The organism is Sphingobium sp. CFD-2, assembly GCF_024611135.1.
GTDB classification, from domain to species: Bacteria; Pseudomonadota; Alphaproteobacteria; order Sphingomonadales; family Sphingomonadaceae; genus Sphingobium; species Sphingobium fuliginis.
Genome location: NZ_CP084405.1, coordinates 2,025,567 through 2,042,506, shown reverse-complemented (window position 1 = coordinate 2,042,506; position 16,940 = coordinate 2,025,567). Strand labels below are relative to the sequence as shown.

The 16,940-nt window shown below is 63.3% G+C and carries 17 protein-coding genes; all 17 read left to right on the top strand.

The window, feature by feature from the left end:
- Positions 1 to 19: 19 nt before the first annotated feature.
- The 17 genes from efp (at position 20) to LDB29_RS09785 (ending at position 16,934) form a co-directional block, all read left to right on the top strand.
- Positions 20 to 583, top strand: coding sequence for an elongation factor P (gene efp / locus LDB29_RS09865; protein ID WP_025549544.1), 564 nt, complete (start codon positions 20 to 22; stop codon positions 581 to 583).
- A 151-nt stretch (positions 584 to 734) separates the two neighbouring features.
- Entirely contained in the window at positions 735 to 1,547 is an 813-nt protein-coding gene (locus LDB29_RS09860) for an inositol monophosphatase family protein (protein WP_025549543.1), read from the top strand.
- 130 nt (positions 1,548 to 1,677) lie between these two features.
- Positions 1,678 to 2,052, top strand: a complete 375-nt coding sequence (locus tag LDB29_RS09855) for an NADH-quinone oxidoreductase subunit A (protein ID WP_025549542.1) — start codon at positions 1,678 to 1,680, stop codon at positions 2,050 to 2,052.
- Complete coding sequence (locus tag LDB29_RS09850; protein ID WP_013847137.1) at positions 2,043 to 2,597, top strand: NADH-quinone oxidoreductase subunit B family protein; 555 nt, start codon at positions 2,043 to 2,045, stop codon at positions 2,595 to 2,597. The genes LDB29_RS09855 and LDB29_RS09850 overlap by 10 nt, the downstream gene beginning before the upstream one ends.
- Position 2,598: 1 nt before the next feature.
- Positions 2,599 to 3,435 carry an NADH-quinone oxidoreductase subunit C gene (locus LDB29_RS09845; protein ID WP_025549541.1) on the top strand — a complete coding sequence of 279 codons (837 nt, stop codon included), beginning with the start codon at positions 2,599 to 2,601 and terminating at the stop codon, positions 3,433 to 3,435.
- Positions 3,435 to 4,670, top strand: a complete 1,236-nt coding sequence (locus LDB29_RS09840; RefSeq protein WP_025549540.1) for an NADH-quinone oxidoreductase subunit D — start codon at positions 3,435 to 3,437, stop codon at positions 4,668 to 4,670. The genes LDB29_RS09845 and LDB29_RS09840 overlap by 1 nt, the downstream gene beginning before the upstream one ends.
- Positions 4,670 to 5,338 (top strand): NADH-quinone oxidoreductase subunit NuoE, encoded by a 669-nt coding sequence (nuoE, locus tag LDB29_RS09835; RefSeq protein ID WP_025549539.1) that lies wholly within the window; start codon positions 4,670 to 4,672, stop codon positions 5,336 to 5,338. The genes LDB29_RS09840 and nuoE overlap by 1 nt, the downstream gene beginning before the upstream one ends.
- Entirely contained in the window at positions 5,335 to 6,651 is a 1,317-nt protein-coding gene (gene nuoF, locus LDB29_RS09830; RefSeq protein WP_025549538.1) for an NADH-quinone oxidoreductase subunit NuoF, read from the top strand. The genes nuoE and nuoF overlap by 4 nt, the downstream gene beginning before the upstream one ends.
- Positions 6,652 to 6,653: 2 nt before the next feature.
- A complete protein-coding gene (nuoG, locus tag LDB29_RS09825) occupies positions 6,654 to 8,660 on the top strand; it encodes an NADH-quinone oxidoreductase subunit NuoG (protein ID WP_025549537.1) in 2,007 nt (668 codons plus the stop codon).
- Positions 8,657 to 9,706 (top strand): NADH-quinone oxidoreductase subunit NuoH, encoded by a 1,050-nt coding sequence (gene nuoH, locus LDB29_RS09820; RefSeq protein ID WP_025549536.1) that lies wholly within the window; start codon positions 8,657 to 8,659, stop codon positions 9,704 to 9,706. Before nuoG ends, nuoH begins: the two co-directional genes overlap by 4 nt.
- Entirely contained in the window at positions 9,703 to 10,188 is a 486-nt protein-coding gene (gene nuoI / locus LDB29_RS09815; RefSeq protein ID WP_007684868.1) for an NADH-quinone oxidoreductase subunit NuoI, read from the top strand. The genes nuoH and nuoI overlap by 4 nt, the downstream gene beginning before the upstream one ends.
- 30 nt (positions 10,189 to 10,218) lie before the next feature.
- Positions 10,219 to 10,830, top strand: a complete 612-nt coding sequence (locus LDB29_RS09810) for an NADH-quinone oxidoreductase subunit J (RefSeq protein ID WP_025549535.1) — start codon at positions 10,219 to 10,221, stop codon at positions 10,828 to 10,830.
- Entirely contained in the window at positions 10,827 to 11,132 is a 306-nt protein-coding gene (gene nuoK / locus LDB29_RS09805; RefSeq protein WP_004211745.1) for an NADH-quinone oxidoreductase subunit NuoK, read from the top strand. The genes LDB29_RS09810 and nuoK overlap by 4 nt, the downstream gene beginning before the upstream one ends.
- Before the next feature lie 6 nt (positions 11,133 to 11,138).
- On the top strand, positions 11,139 to 13,238 hold the full coding sequence (gene nuoL / locus LDB29_RS09800) for an NADH-quinone oxidoreductase subunit L (RefSeq protein ID WP_025549534.1): 2,100 nt from the start codon (positions 11,139 to 11,141) through the stop codon (positions 13,236 to 13,238).
- Complete coding sequence (locus LDB29_RS09795) at positions 13,238 to 14,794, top strand: NADH-quinone oxidoreductase subunit M (RefSeq protein ID WP_025549533.1); 1,557 nt, start codon at positions 13,238 to 13,240, stop codon at positions 14,792 to 14,794. The genes nuoL and LDB29_RS09795 overlap by 1 nt, the downstream gene beginning before the upstream one ends.
- Entirely contained in the window at positions 14,794 to 16,230 is a 1,437-nt protein-coding gene (nuoN, locus tag LDB29_RS09790; protein WP_025549532.1) for an NADH-quinone oxidoreductase subunit NuoN, read from the top strand. Before LDB29_RS09795 ends, nuoN begins: the two co-directional genes overlap by 1 nt.
- A complete protein-coding gene (locus LDB29_RS09785; protein WP_257557010.1) occupies positions 16,227 to 16,934 on the top strand; it encodes a biotin--[acetyl-CoA-carboxylase] ligase in 708 nt (235 codons plus the stop codon). Before nuoN ends, LDB29_RS09785 begins: the two co-directional genes overlap by 4 nt.
- The last annotated feature ends 6 nt before the right edge of the window (positions 16,935 to 16,940 follow it).

The window sequence follows — 16,940 nt, the reverse complement described above, 5'->3', positions numbered from 1 at the left end:
ATATAGGCAGGCTCTTCCCATGAAGATCAGCGGCGTCGAGATTCGTCCCGGCAACAACATCGAATATGACGGCAGCCTGTGGCGCGCCGTGAAGATCCAGCATACCCAGCCCGGCAAGGGCGGCGCCTATATGCAGGTGGAACTGAAGAACCTGATCGACGGGCGCAAGAACAACGTCCGCTTCCGGTCGGCCGAGACGGTGGAGCGCATCCGCCTCGACACCAAGGATTTCCAATATCTCTATGCAGAGGGCGACATGCTCGTCTTCATGGATACGGAAACCTATGAGCAGATCAATCTGCCGCAGGATCTGGTGGGCGATGCGTCGGCCTTCCTGCAGGACGGCATGATGGTCATGCTGGAAATGTATGAGGAACGTCCGATCTCCGTGCAGCTTCCCGAAACGGTCGAAGCGACCGTGGTGGAAGCCGACGCCGTGGTGAAGGGCCAGACCGCTTCGGCGAGCTACAAGCCCGCCATCCTCGACAATGGCGTGCGCGTCATGGTGCCGCCGCACATCGTCACCGGCACGCGCATCGTCGTCGACGTGTATGAGCGCGAATATGTGAAGCGCGCGGATTGATATTCGATCCCCCTTCCCGCAGGCGGAAGGGGTTTAGGGGGTGGGTGGCGAGCATGAGCGAGCTTCCTGCCCTTTCCCTTTTCAGAGTGCCGCTATTGCGGCATGCCCACCCCCGGCCCCTCCCGTTTGCGGGAGGGGGGAGACAAGAAAAATGGTATCGCACTCGGGCCTTTTGACCGTCATGGAACGCGCCGCGCGCAAGGCTGGCTCCAAGCTGCGCCGCGACTTTGGCGAGGTCGAACATCTGCAGGTGTCCCGAAAGGGGCCGGCGGACTTCGTGTCCAAGGCCGACCAGCAGGCGGAAAAGACGCTGGTCGAGGAATTGCAGAAGGCGCGGCCCGATTGGGGTTTCCTGCTTGAGGAAGGCGGCGAGATCGCGGGCGATCCGGGCAAGCCGCGCTGGATCATCGATCCGCTCGACGGCACCAGCAATTTCCTGCACGGCATCCCGCACTTCGCGATCTCCATCGCGGTCGAGGAGCCGCTCTACGGCGGCAAGCGGGAGGTGACGACCGGCCTCATCTACCAGCCGGTGACCGACGAAAGCTATTGGGCGGAAAAGAGCCGGGGCGCCTGGCGGCATGACCAGCGGCTGCGCGTTTCGGCGCGGCGCGATCTGGGCGACTGCCTGATCGCCACGGGCATCCCCTTCCTGGGGCATGGCGATTTCGCGCAATGGACGCGCATCTTCGGGGCCGTAGGGCCCTCGGTGGCCGGAATCCGGCGCTTCGGCGCGGCCTCGCTGGACCTCGCCCATGTCGCCTCCGGCCGCTATGACGGCTTCTGGGAAAGCGGCCTGCAACCCTGGGACGTGGCGGCGGGCCTGCTGATGGTGCGGGAAGCGGGCGGCTTCGTGTCGGATTTCCGCGGCGGCGACCAGCCGATCGAGCGCAAGGAAGTCATCGCGGGCAATGATGCGATCCACAGCAAATTACATAAGTTGGTGGCTGGAGCGCTGCGCTGACGGCTTGCTTTTGGTAGCGTGATCAGGTCGCCGCCATTGTTGCGAATCATTCTCATGCCTCCGGGCCTTGCTTCGCATATGCAGCGGGCCTAAAGCGCGCCCGTAAATCATTTTCGCCCAGGGGATTCCGTTGGTCGATCTAGCCCAATATCTGCCGATCCTGATCTTTCTCGGGATCGCCTTGCTGCTTTCGAGCGCATTCGTGTTCCTGCCGATGCTGGTGGGGCGCCTGACCGGCGCGCATCAGCCCGATCCGGCCAAGCTCAGCGAATATGAATGCGGCTTTCCTGCGTTCGAAGAACCGCGCAGCCAGTTCGACGTGCGATTCTACCTCGTCGCGATCCTGTTCATCATCTTCGACCTGGAAGCGGCGTTCCTCTACCCCTGGGCGGTCAGCCTCGACCAGATCGGCTGGGCCGGCTGGGCGACGATGATGATCTTCATAGCGGAGCTGGTGCTCGGCCTCGTCTATGCGTGGAAGAAGGGAGCACTCGATTGGGAGTAGAACTTGAGCGGCCCGCGCCCGGCACCTTGTTGCCCGCGGGGACCCAGCCCGACCAGGATTTCTTCAACGCGCTGAACAGCGAGGTCAGTGACAAGGGTTTCCTCGTCACCTCGACGGAGGAACTGTTTCAGTGGGCTCGCACCGGCTCGCTCTGGTGGATGACCTTCGGCCTGGCCTGCTGCGCGGTGGAGATGATCCACGTCAACATGCCCCGTTATGACATGGAACGCTTCGGCGCCGCACCGCGCGCCTCGCCGCGCCAGTCCGACGTGATGATCGTGGCCGGGACGCTGTGCAACAAGATGGCTCCGGCGTTGCGCAAGGTTTACGACCAGATGTCCAATCCGAAATATGTGATTTCGATGGGCAGCTGCGCGAATGGCGGTGGCTATTATCACTACAGCTATTCGGTCGTGCGTGGCTGCGACCGCATCGTGCCGGTCGACATCTATGTGCCGGGTTGCCCGCCGACAGCGGAAGCCCTGCTTTATGGCGTGATGCAGTTGCAGCGGAAAATCCGCCGCATCGGAACGGTTGAGCGCTGATATGGGTCATTCTGCTCCTAGGATCGCGGCCATCGATGGGATCGCGCAGGAAATCGCCGGTCTGCTGGGACCGATGCTGGTCGAAACCGTCGATCATGCCGATGAACTGAGCTTCACCGTCGTCCGGGAAAAGCTGGCCGACGCGATGGTGCTGCTGCGGGATCGCGCGCAATATCAGCAGCTCATGGAAATTGCGGGCGTCGATTATCCGGATCGTCCGGAGCGCTTCGAGGTCTGCTACCATCTGCTCAGCGTCACGCGGAACCACCGCGTCCGCGTGAAGGTGCAGACCGACGAGGACATGCCCGTTCCCACCGTCACGCACATCTGGCCGGTCGCCGGCTGGCTGGAGCGGGAGGTGTTCGACATGTACGGCGTCATCTTCGAGGGGAACGCCGATCTGCGCCGCATCCTGACCGACTATGGTTTCAAGGGCCATCCGCAGCGCAAGGACTTCCCGCTGACCGGCTATGTCGAGATGTGGTATTCCGAAGAGGACAAGCGCGTCGTCTACAAGCCGGTGAAGCTGGCGCAGGATTTCCGGCAGTTCGACTTCATGAGCCCGTGGGAAGGCGCGCAATATGTGCTGCCGGGCGACGAGAAGGCGCCGCAGGCGCCGGGAGCGCCGACACCTGTCACAGCCCCGTTGCCGGCCGCTGCGGCTCCCAAGGGCGAACCGGCCGGTGCCACGCCCAAGGTCACCGAAAAGTCCGAGGATACCGGTGCGGGTGAACCCGCCAACAGCAAGGGTGCGGAAAAGTCGCCCAATGCTCCGGTAAAGCCCGAAGAGCACACAGACGAAGGCAAAGGCGCTGCCAAGCCTGAGGATAAGGCCTGATGTCCGACTATCTGGAAAAGCTGGACCATGTGACCGACGCGGCGGACCCGTCCTACGGCGACACGGAAATCCAGAACTACACGATCAACTTCGGTCCGCAGCACCCTGCCGCGCACGGCGTTCTGCGCCTGGTCATGGAACTGGACGGCGAGATCGTCGAGCGCTGCGACCCGCATGTCGGCCTTCTGCATCGCGGCACCGAGAAGCTGATCGAGCACAAGACCTATTTGCAGGCGCTGCCCTATTTCGACCGGCTGGACTATTGCTCGCCGCTCGGCATGGAGCACAGCTATGTCCTCGCCATCGAAAAGCTGCTGAACCTGGAAGTGCCGTTGCGCGCGCAATATCTGCGCGTGTTCTTCGCGGAACTGACGCGCATCTGCAATCACATGCTGAACCTCGGCTCGCATGTGATGGACGTGGGTGCGATGACGCCGAACCTGTGGCTGTTCGAAATCCGGGAGGATTGCCTCAACTTCTTCGAACGGGCGTCGGGCGCCCGCATGCATGCGGCCTGGTTCCGGCCGGGCGGCGTGCATCAGGACGTGCCGCTGAAGCTGTTGACCGACATTGGCGACTGGCTCGACACCCGTTTGCCGCGCCTGTTCGAGGACGCGATGAGCCTGGTGGTCGACAACCGCATCTTCAAGCAGCGCAATGTGGACATCGCGGTCGTCAGCAAGGAAGACGCGCTGAAATGGGGCTTTTCCGGCCCCATGATCCGGGGATCGGGCATCCCCTGGGACATCCGCAAGGCGCAGCCCTATGACGTCTATGACCGGATGGAATTCGACGTTCCGGTGGGCACCAATTTCGACTGCTATGACCGCTTCATGGTCCGCGTCGAGGAAGTCCGCCAGTCCGCGCGGATCATGAAGCAGTGCCTCAGCGAAATGCCGGAAGGCCCGGTGGCGAGTTTCGACCGCAAGGTGGTGCCGCCCAAGCGCGGCGAGATGAAGCGCTCGATGGAAGCGCTGATCCACCACTTCAAGCTTTATACCGAGGGCTTCCATGTCCCGGCGGGCGAAGTCTATGTCGCGACCGAAAGCCCCAAGGGCGAATTCGGCGTCTATCTGGTCGCGGACGGCTCCAACAAGCCTTACCGCTGCAAGATCCGCCCGACCGCCTTTAGCCACCTTCAGGCGATGGATTTCATGATGAAAGGCCACATGCTGGCCGATACCACCGCTGTCCTGGGCGCCATGGACATCGTGTTTGGAGAATGTGACCGCTAATGGCTGACGCAGTTCATATCCCGGACGAGGCCGAAACGCGCGCGCGCTGGGGCGCGTTCGCCTGGACGGCCGAAAATGCCGAGCAGGCGAAGAAGGTCATTGCCCGCTATCCCGCCGGGCGTCAGCAGTCGGCCGTGATGCCGCTGCTTGACCTCGCCCAGCGCCAGGTGGGTGCCGAGACGCAGACCCAGGGCTGGCTGCCGGTGCCGGTGATGGAATATATCGCCGACCAACTCGAAATGCCGTATATGCGCGTGTACGAGGTCGCGACCTTCTACACCATGTACAATCTCGCGCCCGTTGGCCGCTATCATGTGCAGGTCTGCGGCACGACGCCCTGCATGCTGCGCGGCTCCGACGATGTGTTCTCCGCCTGCAAGAACAAGGGGCTGGTGAAGGGCGGGACGACGCCCGATGGCCTGTTCACCCTGACCGAGGTCGAGTGTCTGGGCGCCTGCGCCAATGCGCCGATGGTCCAGATCAACGACGATAATTTCGAAGACCTGACCTATGACAGCATGAGCGCGATCCTCGACGATCTCGCCGCTGGCAAGCAGCCCAAGATCGGGCCGCAGATCGATCGTCAGACCAGCTGTCCGGAGGGTGGTCCGACCACGCTCAAGGATATGGTCAACGAAAATCACGACTATCGGGGCGAATGGGCATGAGCGACGTGATCGCGCCTCTCAGCGACAAGGATCGCATCTTCACTAACGTCTATGGCTTCCAGGATTGGGGCATCGACGCGGCGATGAAACGCGGCGATTGGGATAACACCAAGGCCCTGCTGGAAATCGGCCAGGACGACATCATAGAGCGCATCAAGGCCAGCGGCCTGCGCGGCCGTGGCGGCGCCGGCTTCCCGACCGGCATGAAGTGGAGCTTCATGCCCAAGGAAAGCAGGGACGGCCGTCCGAGCTTCCTCGTCATCAACGCCGACGAATCCGAGCCGGGCTCGTGCAAGGACCGCGAGATCATCCGCCACGATCCGCACAAGCTGATCGAGGGCGCGCTGGTCGCCGGTTTCGCGATGCGGGCGCGCGCCGCCTATATCTATATTCGCGGCGAGTTCATCTATGAGGCGAAGGTGCTCTTCGCCGCCGTCGAGCAGGCCTATGAAAAGGGCTTCCTCGGCAAGAATGCCTGCGGGTCCGGCTATGATTTCGACGTCTTCGTCCATCGCGGCGCGGGCGCCTATATCTGCGGAGAGGAAACCGCCCAGATCGAAAGCCTGGAGGGCAAGAAGGGCCAGCCGCGCCTGAAGCCGCCTTTCCCGGCGGGCGCGGGCCTTTATGGCTGCCCCACCACGGTGAATAATGTGGAATCGATCGCGGTCGCGCCGACGATCCTGCGGCGCGGGTCCGAATGGTTCTCCAGCTTCGGCCGGGAGAACAACAAGGGCACCAAGCTCTTCCAGATCAGCGGCCATGTGAATAAGCCCTGCGTCGTCGAAGAATCGATGGGCATCAGTTTCAAGGAACTGATCGACCGGCATTGCGGCGGCATTCGCGGCGGCTGGGACAATCTGCTGGCGGTCATCCCCGGCGGTTCGTCGGTGCCTCTGGTCCCGGCGAAGGAGATCATGGACGCGCCCATGGATTTCGATGGGCTGCGCGCGCTCGGCTCCGGCCTTGGCACCGCCGCCGTCATCGTGATGGACAAGTCGACCGACATCGTCCGCGCCATTTCGCGCCTCTCCTATTTCTACAAGCATGAGAGCTGCGGCCAGTGCACGCCCTGCCGCGAAGGCACCGGCTGGATGTGGCGCGTGATGGAGCGGCTGCGCACCGGCGATGCCGACCAGAGCGAGATCGACATGCTGTTCCAGGTGACCAAGCAGGTCGAAGGCCACACCATCTGCGCGCTTGGCGACGCGGCGGCCTGGCCGATCCAGGGCCTGATCCGGCACTTCCGTCCGGAAATCGAGCGCCGGATCAACGAAAACAAGGGTAGCGCCCCGGTCATGGAGGCAGCGGAGTAACCATGCCGAAGGTCAAAGTAGACGGCGTAGAACTCGAAGTCCCGGCGGGCGCCACGGTCCTCCAGGCCTGCGAGCTGGCGGGGAAGGAAATCCCCCGTTTCTGCTATCATGAGCGCCTCAGCATCGCGGGCAATTGCCGCATGTGCCTGGTCGAGGTGAAGCCCGGCCCGCCCAAGCCGCAGGCTTCCTGTGCGCTGCCGGCCGCGGAGAATCAGGAAATCTTCACCCAGACCGAGATGGTCAAGAAGGCGCGCGAAGGGGTGATGGAGTTCCTGCTCATCAACCACCCGCTCGACTGCCCGATCTGCGACCAGGGCGGCGAATGCGACCTTCAGGACCAGTCGGTCGCCTATGGCAAGGGCAGCAGCCGCTTCGACGAGAATAAGCGCGCCGTCACCGAGAAATATATGGGCCCGATCGTCAAGACGGTCATGACCCGCTGCATCCAGTGCACCCGCTGCGTGCGCTTTGCCGAGGAAGTCGCGGGCGTGCCGGAAATCGGCGCCATCTATCGCGGCGAGAACATGCAGATCACCACCTATCTCGAACATGCCGCCAAGAGCGAGCTGTCGGGCAATGTGGTCGACCTCTGCCCGGTCGGCGCGCTGACGTCGAAGCCCTATGCGTTCGAAGCGCGTCCCTGGGAACTCAAGAAGACCCACGCGATCGACGTGATGGACGCGGTCGGCACCAATATCCGGCTCGACAGTCGTGGCCGTCAGGTGCTGCGCGCCGTGCCGCGCATCAATGACGACGTGAACGAGGAGTGGGCCAGCGACAAGACCCGGCACAATGTCGACGGTCTGGTCCGCAAGCGGCTCGACAAACCCTATGTCCGCAAGGACGGCAATCTGGTTCCGGCAACCTGGAACGAGGCGTTCGCGGCGATTGCCGCCGTCAAGCATGGCGGGTCGGTGGCTGCGCTGGCCGGTGATTTGCTCGATTGCGAGACGATGTTCGCGGGCAAGGCGCTGGTCGAGAAGCTGGGTGGCTCGTTGCTCGAAGGTCGTCAGACCGGGCTCGCCTATGACGTGTCGAGCCTGAGCGCGGTCAACTTCAACACCACGCTCAACGGTCTTGAAACCGCTGACGTGATCCTGCTGGTGGGCACCAATCTGCGCTGGGAAGCGCCGCTGGTGAACACCCGCATCCGCAAGGCGATCAAGAAGGGCGCGAAGGTCTTTGCGCTCGGTCCGCAGGTCGACCTCACCTACAAGGTCGAGTGGCTGGGCAATGACGCCTCGCTGCTTGGCCGTCTGCCCGAAGCGGTTGTGGAAGCCTTCGGCAAGGCCGCGCGTCCGGCGATGATCGTCGGCGGCGGCGTGCTGGCGAAGGACGGCGCCCATGGCGATACGCTGGTGCTGGTCGAGACGCTGGGCCTCGTGAAAGAAGGCTGGAACGGCTATAATGTCCTGCATTTCGCGGCGGCGCGCATGGGCGGGTTGATGCTCGGCTATGCGACGCAGGGCGGCATCAAGGCGGTGGCTGCGGCGAAGCCCAAGCTGCTCTTCTCGCTGGGCGCGGACGAGGTCGATTATTCGGCTTTCCAGGACAGCTTCAAGGTCTATGTCGGCCACCATGGCGACAAGGGCGCGCATGTGGCGGACGTGATCCTGCCGGGCGCAAGCTATGCCGAGAAGGCCGGCACCTACGTCAATCTGGAAGGCCGGGTGCAGCGCGGCGAAAAGGCTGTGTTCGCGCCGGGCGATGCCCGCGAGGATTGGTCGATCCTGCGCGCTCTGTCGGAAGTGCTGGGCGCGACGCTCCCCTTCGACAGCTTCGAGCAGCTTCGCGCCGAAATGGCCAAGACGGTTCCGGCGCTGGGCATCGAGGGTCTGGCCGATTATGGCTGGTCCGTTCCGTCGCTGCCGACCGGCGCCAGTGGTGAGTTCGGCTCTCCGATCAAGGATTTCTACCTGACCAACGCCATCTGCCGCGCCAGTCCGACGATGCAGCAATGTTCGGCCGAACTGATCCACGGCGAGACGTATGCGGAGGCCGCAGAGTGACCGCTTTCTTCCAAAATCTCGGCCTGCCGTTCGAAGGCGCCTGGCTGCTTTCGACGATCATCGGCATTCTGGTGATTGCGTTGCCGCTGATGCTGGCGGTGGCGATGATCATCTACGCCGACCGCAAGATCTGGGCGGCGATGGCGCTGCGCCGCGGCCCGAACGTCGTCGGTCCCTTCGGTCTGCTCCAGTCCTTCGCGGACGGCGCCAAGGTCTTCCTGCAGGAAACCATCATCCCTTCGGCGGCCAACCGCACGCTTTTCCTGATCGCCCCGATCATCACCTTCACCGTCGCTCTGATGGCCTGGGCGGTGATTCCGTTCCAGGTGGGCGTGGTGCTGGCCAACATCAATGTCGGCCTGCTCTACATCCTCGCCATCTCGTCGCTCGGCGTCTATGGCGTGGTGCTGTCGGGCTGGGCGTCCAATTCCAAATATCCCTTCTATTCGGCGATCCGCGCCAGCGCGCAGATGATCAGCTATGAAGTCTCCATCGGCTTCATCCTGATCACCGTCGTGCTCTGGGCCGGCAGCTTCAATATCTCGGCCATCGTCGAGAGCCAGAAGGGCTATTATGGCTTCCTGAACGGCAACGGCTTCAACCCGCTGCTCTTCCCGATGGCGATCATGTTCCTGATCTCGGCCATGGCGGAAACGGCGCGTGCGCCCTTCGACCTGACCGAAGCGGAATCGGAACTGGTCGCGGGATATCAGACCGAATATTCGTCCATGGCCTTCGCGCTGTTCTGGCTGGGCGAATATGCAAACGTGATCCTGATGTGCGCCCTGAACGCCATCCTGTTCTGGGGCGGCTATCTGCCGCCGATCGACTGGGCGCCGCTTTATTATGTGCCCGGCATCATCTGGCTGTTCGCCAAGATATTCTTCTTCTTCTTCGTCTTCTCCTGGGTGAAGGCGACGGTGCCCCGCTACCGCTATGACCAGCTTATGCGGCTGGGCTGGAAGATATTCCTGCCGACCTCGCTGCTGTTCGTCTTCCTGGTGTCGGGCTTCCTCATGTTCACGCGTTACGGAGGCGCTCAATGAGCCTCGGCTATTATGTCAAATCCTTCACCCTCTGGGAGTTTGTGAAGGCGCACGCCCTGACCTTGAAATATTTCTTCAAGCCCAAGGCGACGATCAACTACCCCTATGAGAAGAACCCGATTTCGCCGCGGTTCCGGGGGGAGCATGCGTTGCGCCGCTATCCCAATGGAGAAGAACGCTGCATCGCGTGCAAGCTGTGCGAGGCGATCTGCCCCGCCCAGGCGATCACCATCGAAGCGCAGCCGCGCGATGACGGCAGCCGCCGCACGACGCGCTACGACATCGACATGACGAAGTGCATCTATTGCGGCTTCTGCCAGGAAGCGTGCCCGGTGGACGCCATCGTCGAGGGCCCGAATTTCGAGTTCTCCACCGAAACGCGCGAGGAGCTGATCTACGACAAGGCCAAGCTCCTTGAAAATGGGGACAAGTGGGAGCGGGCGATTGCCGCGAACCTTGCCGCCGATGCGCCCTACCGTTAAGCCGCAGCCGCCGAAGGGGAACATGATCCTGTGATTCACGTGCTTGCCTTTTATCTGTTCGCCGCGATCGTGGTGTGCAGCGGCGCGCTTACGATCCTGTCGCGCAATCCGGTTCATTCGGTGCTGTGGCTGATCCTTGCCTTTTTCAACGCGGCGGGGCTGATGGTCCTGCTGGGCGCCGAATTCATCGCGATGCTCCTTGTCATCGTCTATGTCGGCGCCGTTGCCGTGCTGTTCCTGTTCGTCGTGATGATGCTCGACATCGATTTCGCCGAACTGCGCGCCGGTTTCGTCGATTACCTCCCCTTCGGGCTGCTGATTGCGCTGGTGCTGCTGGCGGAGATCGTGCTGGGCATCGGCCTGTGGAGCGCGGGCCCCATAGAACTGGCCCAGCGCGCGGCTCCGGTGAACCCGGAACTCAGCAATATCCAGGCGATCGGCGCGCTGCTCTACACCCGCTACATCTTCCTGTTCGAAGCGGCGGGCATCGTCCTGCTGGTCGCGATGATCGGCGCCATCGTGCTGACCCATCGCGCCCGTGGCGGCGTGCGCGGCCAGAACATCGCCCGCCAGAACCGCCGCCGTCCCGAAGACGCGGTGCGCAACGTCAATCAGCCCGTCGGGCAGGGGGTAGAGCTGTGATCGGCCTTCAGCATTATATGGTGGTCAGCGCGATCCTCTTCGTGATGGGCGTGCTGGGCATCTTCATCAATCGCAAGAACGTCATCATCATCCTGATGGCGATCGAGCTGATCCTGCTCAGCGTGAACATCAACCTTGTCGCCTTCAGCGCCTTCCTGGGCGATCTGGTGGGACAGGTGTTCAGCATGTTCGTGCTGACCGTCGCGGCGGGTGAGGCGGCCATCGGCCTTGCCATCCTCGTCATCTACTTCCGCGGTCGCGGCACCATCGCCGTCGACGATGTCAACCGGATGAAGGGCTAAAGCTCGATGATCCAGCTTATCGTCCTTCTCCCGTTGCTGGCTGCTGCCATCGCCGGTCTTGGCAACAAGGCCCTTGGCAAGCTGCCCGCGAAGATCGTCACCACCGGCGCGCTGTTCGCATCCTGTGCGATGAGCTGGCCGATCTTCATCGGCTTCCTGACCGGCCATGCCGAACCCCATGTGGTCCCGGCCTTCACCTGGATCCAGTCGGGCAGCTTCGATGCGCAATGGGCGCTACGCGTCGACACCATGACGGCGGTCATGCTGGTGGTCATCACCAGCGTGTCGAGCCTCGTCCATCTCTATAGCTGGGGCTATATGGAGGAGGAGCCGGACCAGCCGCGCTTCTTCGCCTATCTGTCGCTCTTCACCTTCGCGATGCTGATGCTCGTGACGGCGAACAACCTGCTGCAGATGTTCTTCGGCTGGGAAGGCGTGGGTCTGGCCTCTTACCTGCTGATCGGCTTCTGGTTCCGGAAGCCGAGCGCAAACGCCGCCGCGATCAAGGCCTTCGTCGTCAACCGCGTCGGCGACCTTGGCTTCATGATGGGCATTTTCGGCACCTATCTGGTGTTCAACACCATCTCGATCCCGGAAATCCTGGCGGCCGCGCCGTCCATGGCCGGTTCGACCATCGGCTTTCTCGGTCACCGCTTCGACACCATGACCGTGCTCTGCCTGCTGCTGTTCATCGGCGCGATGGGCAAGTCGGCGCAGCTTGGCCTCCACACCTGGCTGCCGGACGCGATGGAGGGCCCGACCCCGGTGTCGGCGCTGATCCACGCGGCGACCATGGTGACCGCGGGCGTGTTCATGGTGTGCCGCCTGTCGCCGATGTTCGAAACCTCGCCGACGGCGCTTGGCTTCGTGACCTTCATCGGCGCGGCCACCTGCCTTTTCGCGGCGACCGTGGGCACGGTGCAGAACGACATCAAGCGCGTCATCGCCTATTCGACCTGCTCGCAGCTCGGCTACATGTTCTTCGCGGCGGGCGTCGGCGCCTATGGCGCGGCGATGTTCCACCTCTTCACCCACGCCTTCTTCAAGGCGCTGCTGTTCCTTGGCGCGGGCTCGGTCATCCACGCGATGCACCATGAACAGGACATGCGCTACTATGGCGCGCTGCGGAAGGAGATCCCGATCACCTTCTGGACGATGACGCTGGGCACGCTGGCCATCACTGGCGTCGGCGTTCCGCTGGTCGGCTATGGCTTTGCAGGCTTCTATTCGAAGGACGGCATTCTCGAAGCGGCCTATGCTTCGGGCGGCGCAGGCGTCGGTGCCTATCTGGTCGGCGTATTCGCGGCGCTGCTCACCAGCTTCTACAGCTGGCGCCTGGTGTTCCTGACCTTCTTCGGCAAGCCGCGCTGGGCCGCTTCGGAGCATATCCAGCATGCCGTCCACGACGCGCATGGCCATGGTCATGACGAACATGCCACCCATGGCCATGGCGCGGAGGACGACAACGCACCGGCGCAGGAGCATGCGGGTCACGATCCGCACGGGCATGAAACCGATGCCCATGCCCTGCCGACCGGCACCGGCGGCTATCATCCGCATGAAAGCGGCTGGGTGATGCTGATCCCGCTGGTGGTGCTGAGCCTGGGTGCGGTGTTTGCGGGCTTCCTCTTCCATGACCAGTTCATCGGGCCGGAAGGCGGCATAGAGTTCTGGAAGGGCGCGCTGGCGTTCGACAGCCATCTGATGCACGCCGCGCATGAAGTGCCGACCTGGGTCAAGTTCGGACCGTTCACGGTGATGCTGACCGGCTTGGTCATAGCCTGGCTGGCCTATATCAAGCACACCGACTGGCCGCAGCGCTTCGTCGCCACCTTCGGCGTGCTGTACCAGTTCCTGCTCAACAAATGGTATTTCGACGAGCTGTATCATTTCATCTTCGTCAAGCCTGCCTTCGCCATCGGCCGCTTCTTCTGGAAGTTCGGTGACGTGGGCTTGATCGACCGCTTCGGGCCTAACGGCCTGGCTGCGCTGGTCGTGCAGGGCAACAAAGTCACCCGTCGGCTTCAGTCCGGCTACCTCTACACTTACGCGCTGGTGATGCTGATCGGCCTCGCCGCGGCTGCAACCTGGGCGATGACACGATAATGAGCGGCTTCCCCATCCTTTCCCTGATGATGGCAGTGCCGATGGCGGGGGCCATCGCCTGTCTGTTCGCAGGCGCCAATCAGGCCCGCTGGATCGCGTTGGTCGCAACGCTGGTCGATCTCGTGCTGGGCGTCATCCTCTGGATGAATTTCGACCAGTCGGGGACCGCCGCCCAATGGCAGTTCCAGGAATATGCGCCGATCTTCGGCCGTTTCGCCTGGGCGCTCGGGATCGACGGCATCGCGCTGCTGCTGATCGCGCTCACCGTATTCCTGATGCCGATCTGCATCGGCGCGAGTTGGATCGCGATCGAGAAGCGCGTGCCGGAATATATGGCGGCCTTCCTGTTCATGGAGGTGCTGATGATCGGCGTCTTCACGGCGCAGGATCTCTACCTCTTCTACATCATGTTCGAAGCCGGCCTGATCCCGATGTACCTGATCATCGGCATCTGGGGCGGCGCGGATCGCATCTACGCTTCGTACAAATTCTTCCTCTACACGCTGCTCGGCTCGGTGCTGATGCTGATCGCGATGATGTGGATGGTGCATGAAGCGGGCACGACCGACATCCCGACATTGATGGCCTATCATTTCGATCCGCATATCCAGACATGGCTGTGGCTCGCCTTCTTCGCCAGCTTTGCCGTCAAAATGCCGATGTGGCCGGTCCACACCTGGCTTCCCGACGCGCACGTTCAGGCGCCGACCGCCGGTTCGGTCATCCTGGCGGGCGTGCTGCTGAAGATGGGCGGCTACGGCTTCATCCGCTTCTCGCTGCCGATGTTCCCGGAGGCGTCCGCGCAATTGGCGCCGCTGGTCTGGGGCCTGTCGATGGTCGCGGTGGTCTATACCAGCCTCGTCGCGCTGGTTCAGTCGGACATGAAGAAGCTGATCGCCTATTCGTCGGTTGCGCACATGGCCATCGTCACCGTCGGCCTGTTCGCCTTCAACCAGGCGGGCATCGAAGGCGCGATGATGGTGATGCTGGGCCATGGCTTGGTGTCGGGCGCTCTCTTCCTCTGTGTCGGCGTCATTTATGATCGGCTCCATACCCGCGAGATCAGCCGTTATGGCGGCCTCAGCATCAACATGCCGAAATATGCGGTGCTGTTCCTACTGTTCACCATGGCGTCGGTCGGCCTGCCGGGCACCAGCAACTTCGTCGGTGAATTCCTGTCGCTGATGGGCATCTACCAGGCGTCGAGCTGGGTGGCGCTGGTCTGCACCACCGGCATCATCCTGGGCGCGGCCTATATGCTCTATCTCTACCGCCGGATCGCCTATGGCGAGCAGAAGAATGCCGATGCGGCCGCGATGCCGGACCTGTCCGCGCGCGAAATCTGGCTGCTGGCGCCGATCGCGGCGGCGGTGCTGTGGATGGGCGTCTATCCGGAGAGCTTCCTGGCGCCCATGCGTTCCGATATCCGCGCGCTCGAAGCGCGCGTCGCCTCCGCCAGGCCGGCGGGCGATTCCCAGATCAAGATGGGGGCGGCCATTCCGGCTGCCGAGGCTGCCCGTCATGAAGAAGCCCCTGCGCACGGGGAGGCGCACTGATGATTGATTCCGCTTCCCTTCTGGCGGTCCTGCCGGAACTGATCCTGACGGCCGGCGGCCTGATCCTGATGCTGATCGCAGCTTATGGCGGCGATGCGACGGCGCGGCTGGTGAACTGGCTGTCGGTGCTGACGCTGGCTATCGCAGGCCTGGCGCTGTCCACTTCGCTGGCGCATGGGCCCGATGCCTTTGACGGGCTGGTGCGCGCCGATGCCTTCTCCGTCTTCGCCAAGGCGCTGATTTATGGCGCGGCGGCGGCGGCCATCCTGCTTGCGCCGCGCTATTTCCTGGTGGGTGGCGCGCTGCGGGCCGAATATCCGGTGCTGATCCTCTTCTCCTCGATCGGCATGGGCATGATGGTGTCGGCGGGCGACCTGCTGACGCTCTATGTCGGCCTCGAAATGCAGAGCCTTGCCGCCTATGTGCTGGCAAGCTTCATGCGGCAGGACGAGCGGTCGTCCGAAGCGGGCCTTAAATATTTCGTCCTGGGTTCGCTGGCGAGCGGCATCCTGCTCTATGGTTCGGCGCTTCTCTATGGCTTTACCGGCGGCACCAGCTTCGACGGCATCGCGGTCGCGCTGAGCGACGGTGTGTCGAAGGGCGAGCTTTTCGGCCTGGTGTTCGTGCTTGCCGGTCTCGCCTTCAAGATCAGCGCCGTGCCGTTCCACATGTGGACGCCGGACGTCTATGAAGGTGCGCCCACCCCGGTCACGACTTTCTTCGCCAGCGCGCCCAAGGTGGCGGCCATCGGCCTTACCGTCCGCGTCGCGATAGAGGCGCTCGGTCCGGCAGGCCTCGACTGGCAGCAGGTCGTGATCTTCGTTGCGCTCGCCTCGATCCTCTTCGGTGCGGTGGCGGCCATCGGCCAGACCAACATCAAGCGGCTGATGGCCTATTCGTCGATCAACAATGTCGGCTTCGCGTTGATCGGCCTTGCCACCGGCACGCCCGCGGGCGCGGCGGCGACGATGAGCTACATGGCGATCTATGTCGTCATGACCATCGGCGGTTTCGCCTGCATCCTGCAGATGCGCGATGCGGAGGGGCGTCCGGTCGAGACCATCGCCAGCCTTGCGGGCCTGTCGCGCTCGCGCCAGGGTCTGGCGGCGGCGCTGGCGATCTTCATGTTCTCCATGGCCGGCATTCCGCCGCTCTTCGGCTTCTGGGCGAAGTTCCTGGTGTTCGACGCGGCCGTCGCGGCTGGCCTGACGGCGCTGGCGGCCTTCGGTATCGCCATGTCGGTGATCGGCGCCTTCTATTATCTGAAGATCATCAAGACGATGTATTTCGACGAGCCGGCGGCGCCCTATGAAGCGCGGGGCGGGGCGGTTGAGAATATCATCCTGACGGCGTGCGCCGTGGTGATCGTCTTCGGCTATTTCCTCAATCCCGTCCTCGACAAGGCGAGCGCGGCGGCTGCGGCGTCGCTGTTCTGACCGAGCTTCGCTTCGTCGGGGAGACTGGCTCCACCAATGCCGACATGCTGGCGTTGGTGGAGCAAGGCGTTTCTGAAGGCTGCTGGTTGCGTGCGGGGCGGCAGACCGGCGGACGCGGGCGCATGGGGCGCAGCTGGGAAAGTCCCGACGGCAGTCTCTATTGTTCGACGCTGATCCGGTTGCGGGGGGGCGACCCGTTGCCGCATACGCTGGCGCTGGTCGCGGGCAACGCCGTGCATGCGCTGGTGGCGCCGCTTTGCAAGGGGCAGGCGCGGATCAAATGGCCCAATGACGTGCTGGTGGACGGCGCGAAGATCGCCGGCATCCTGCTAGAGCGGGCGGGCGATGCCATTGTTGCGGGGATCGGCGTCAATGTGACCGGGCATCCGACCGGGCTCGACCGGCCGGTGACGAGCCTCTTCGCGCAGGGCGCGCGAGATGCCGACGCGGCTGCTCTGCAGGTGCGGCTTGCGGAATTGTTCGCCCACTGGCTGGCGATCTGGCGCGCGCAGGGGCTGGAGCCGGTGCGGACGCATTGGCTGCTCAACGCCCATCCTGCCGGCACGCCGATGCGCGTGGTGCAGCCCGATGGCGAGACGGTGGAAGGCACATTCGACACGCTCGACCGCCATGGGATGCTGATCCTGCGCTTGGCGAATGGCGAGAGCCGTGCCATTCATGCCGGCGACATCCTTCTCATCTGACATCGG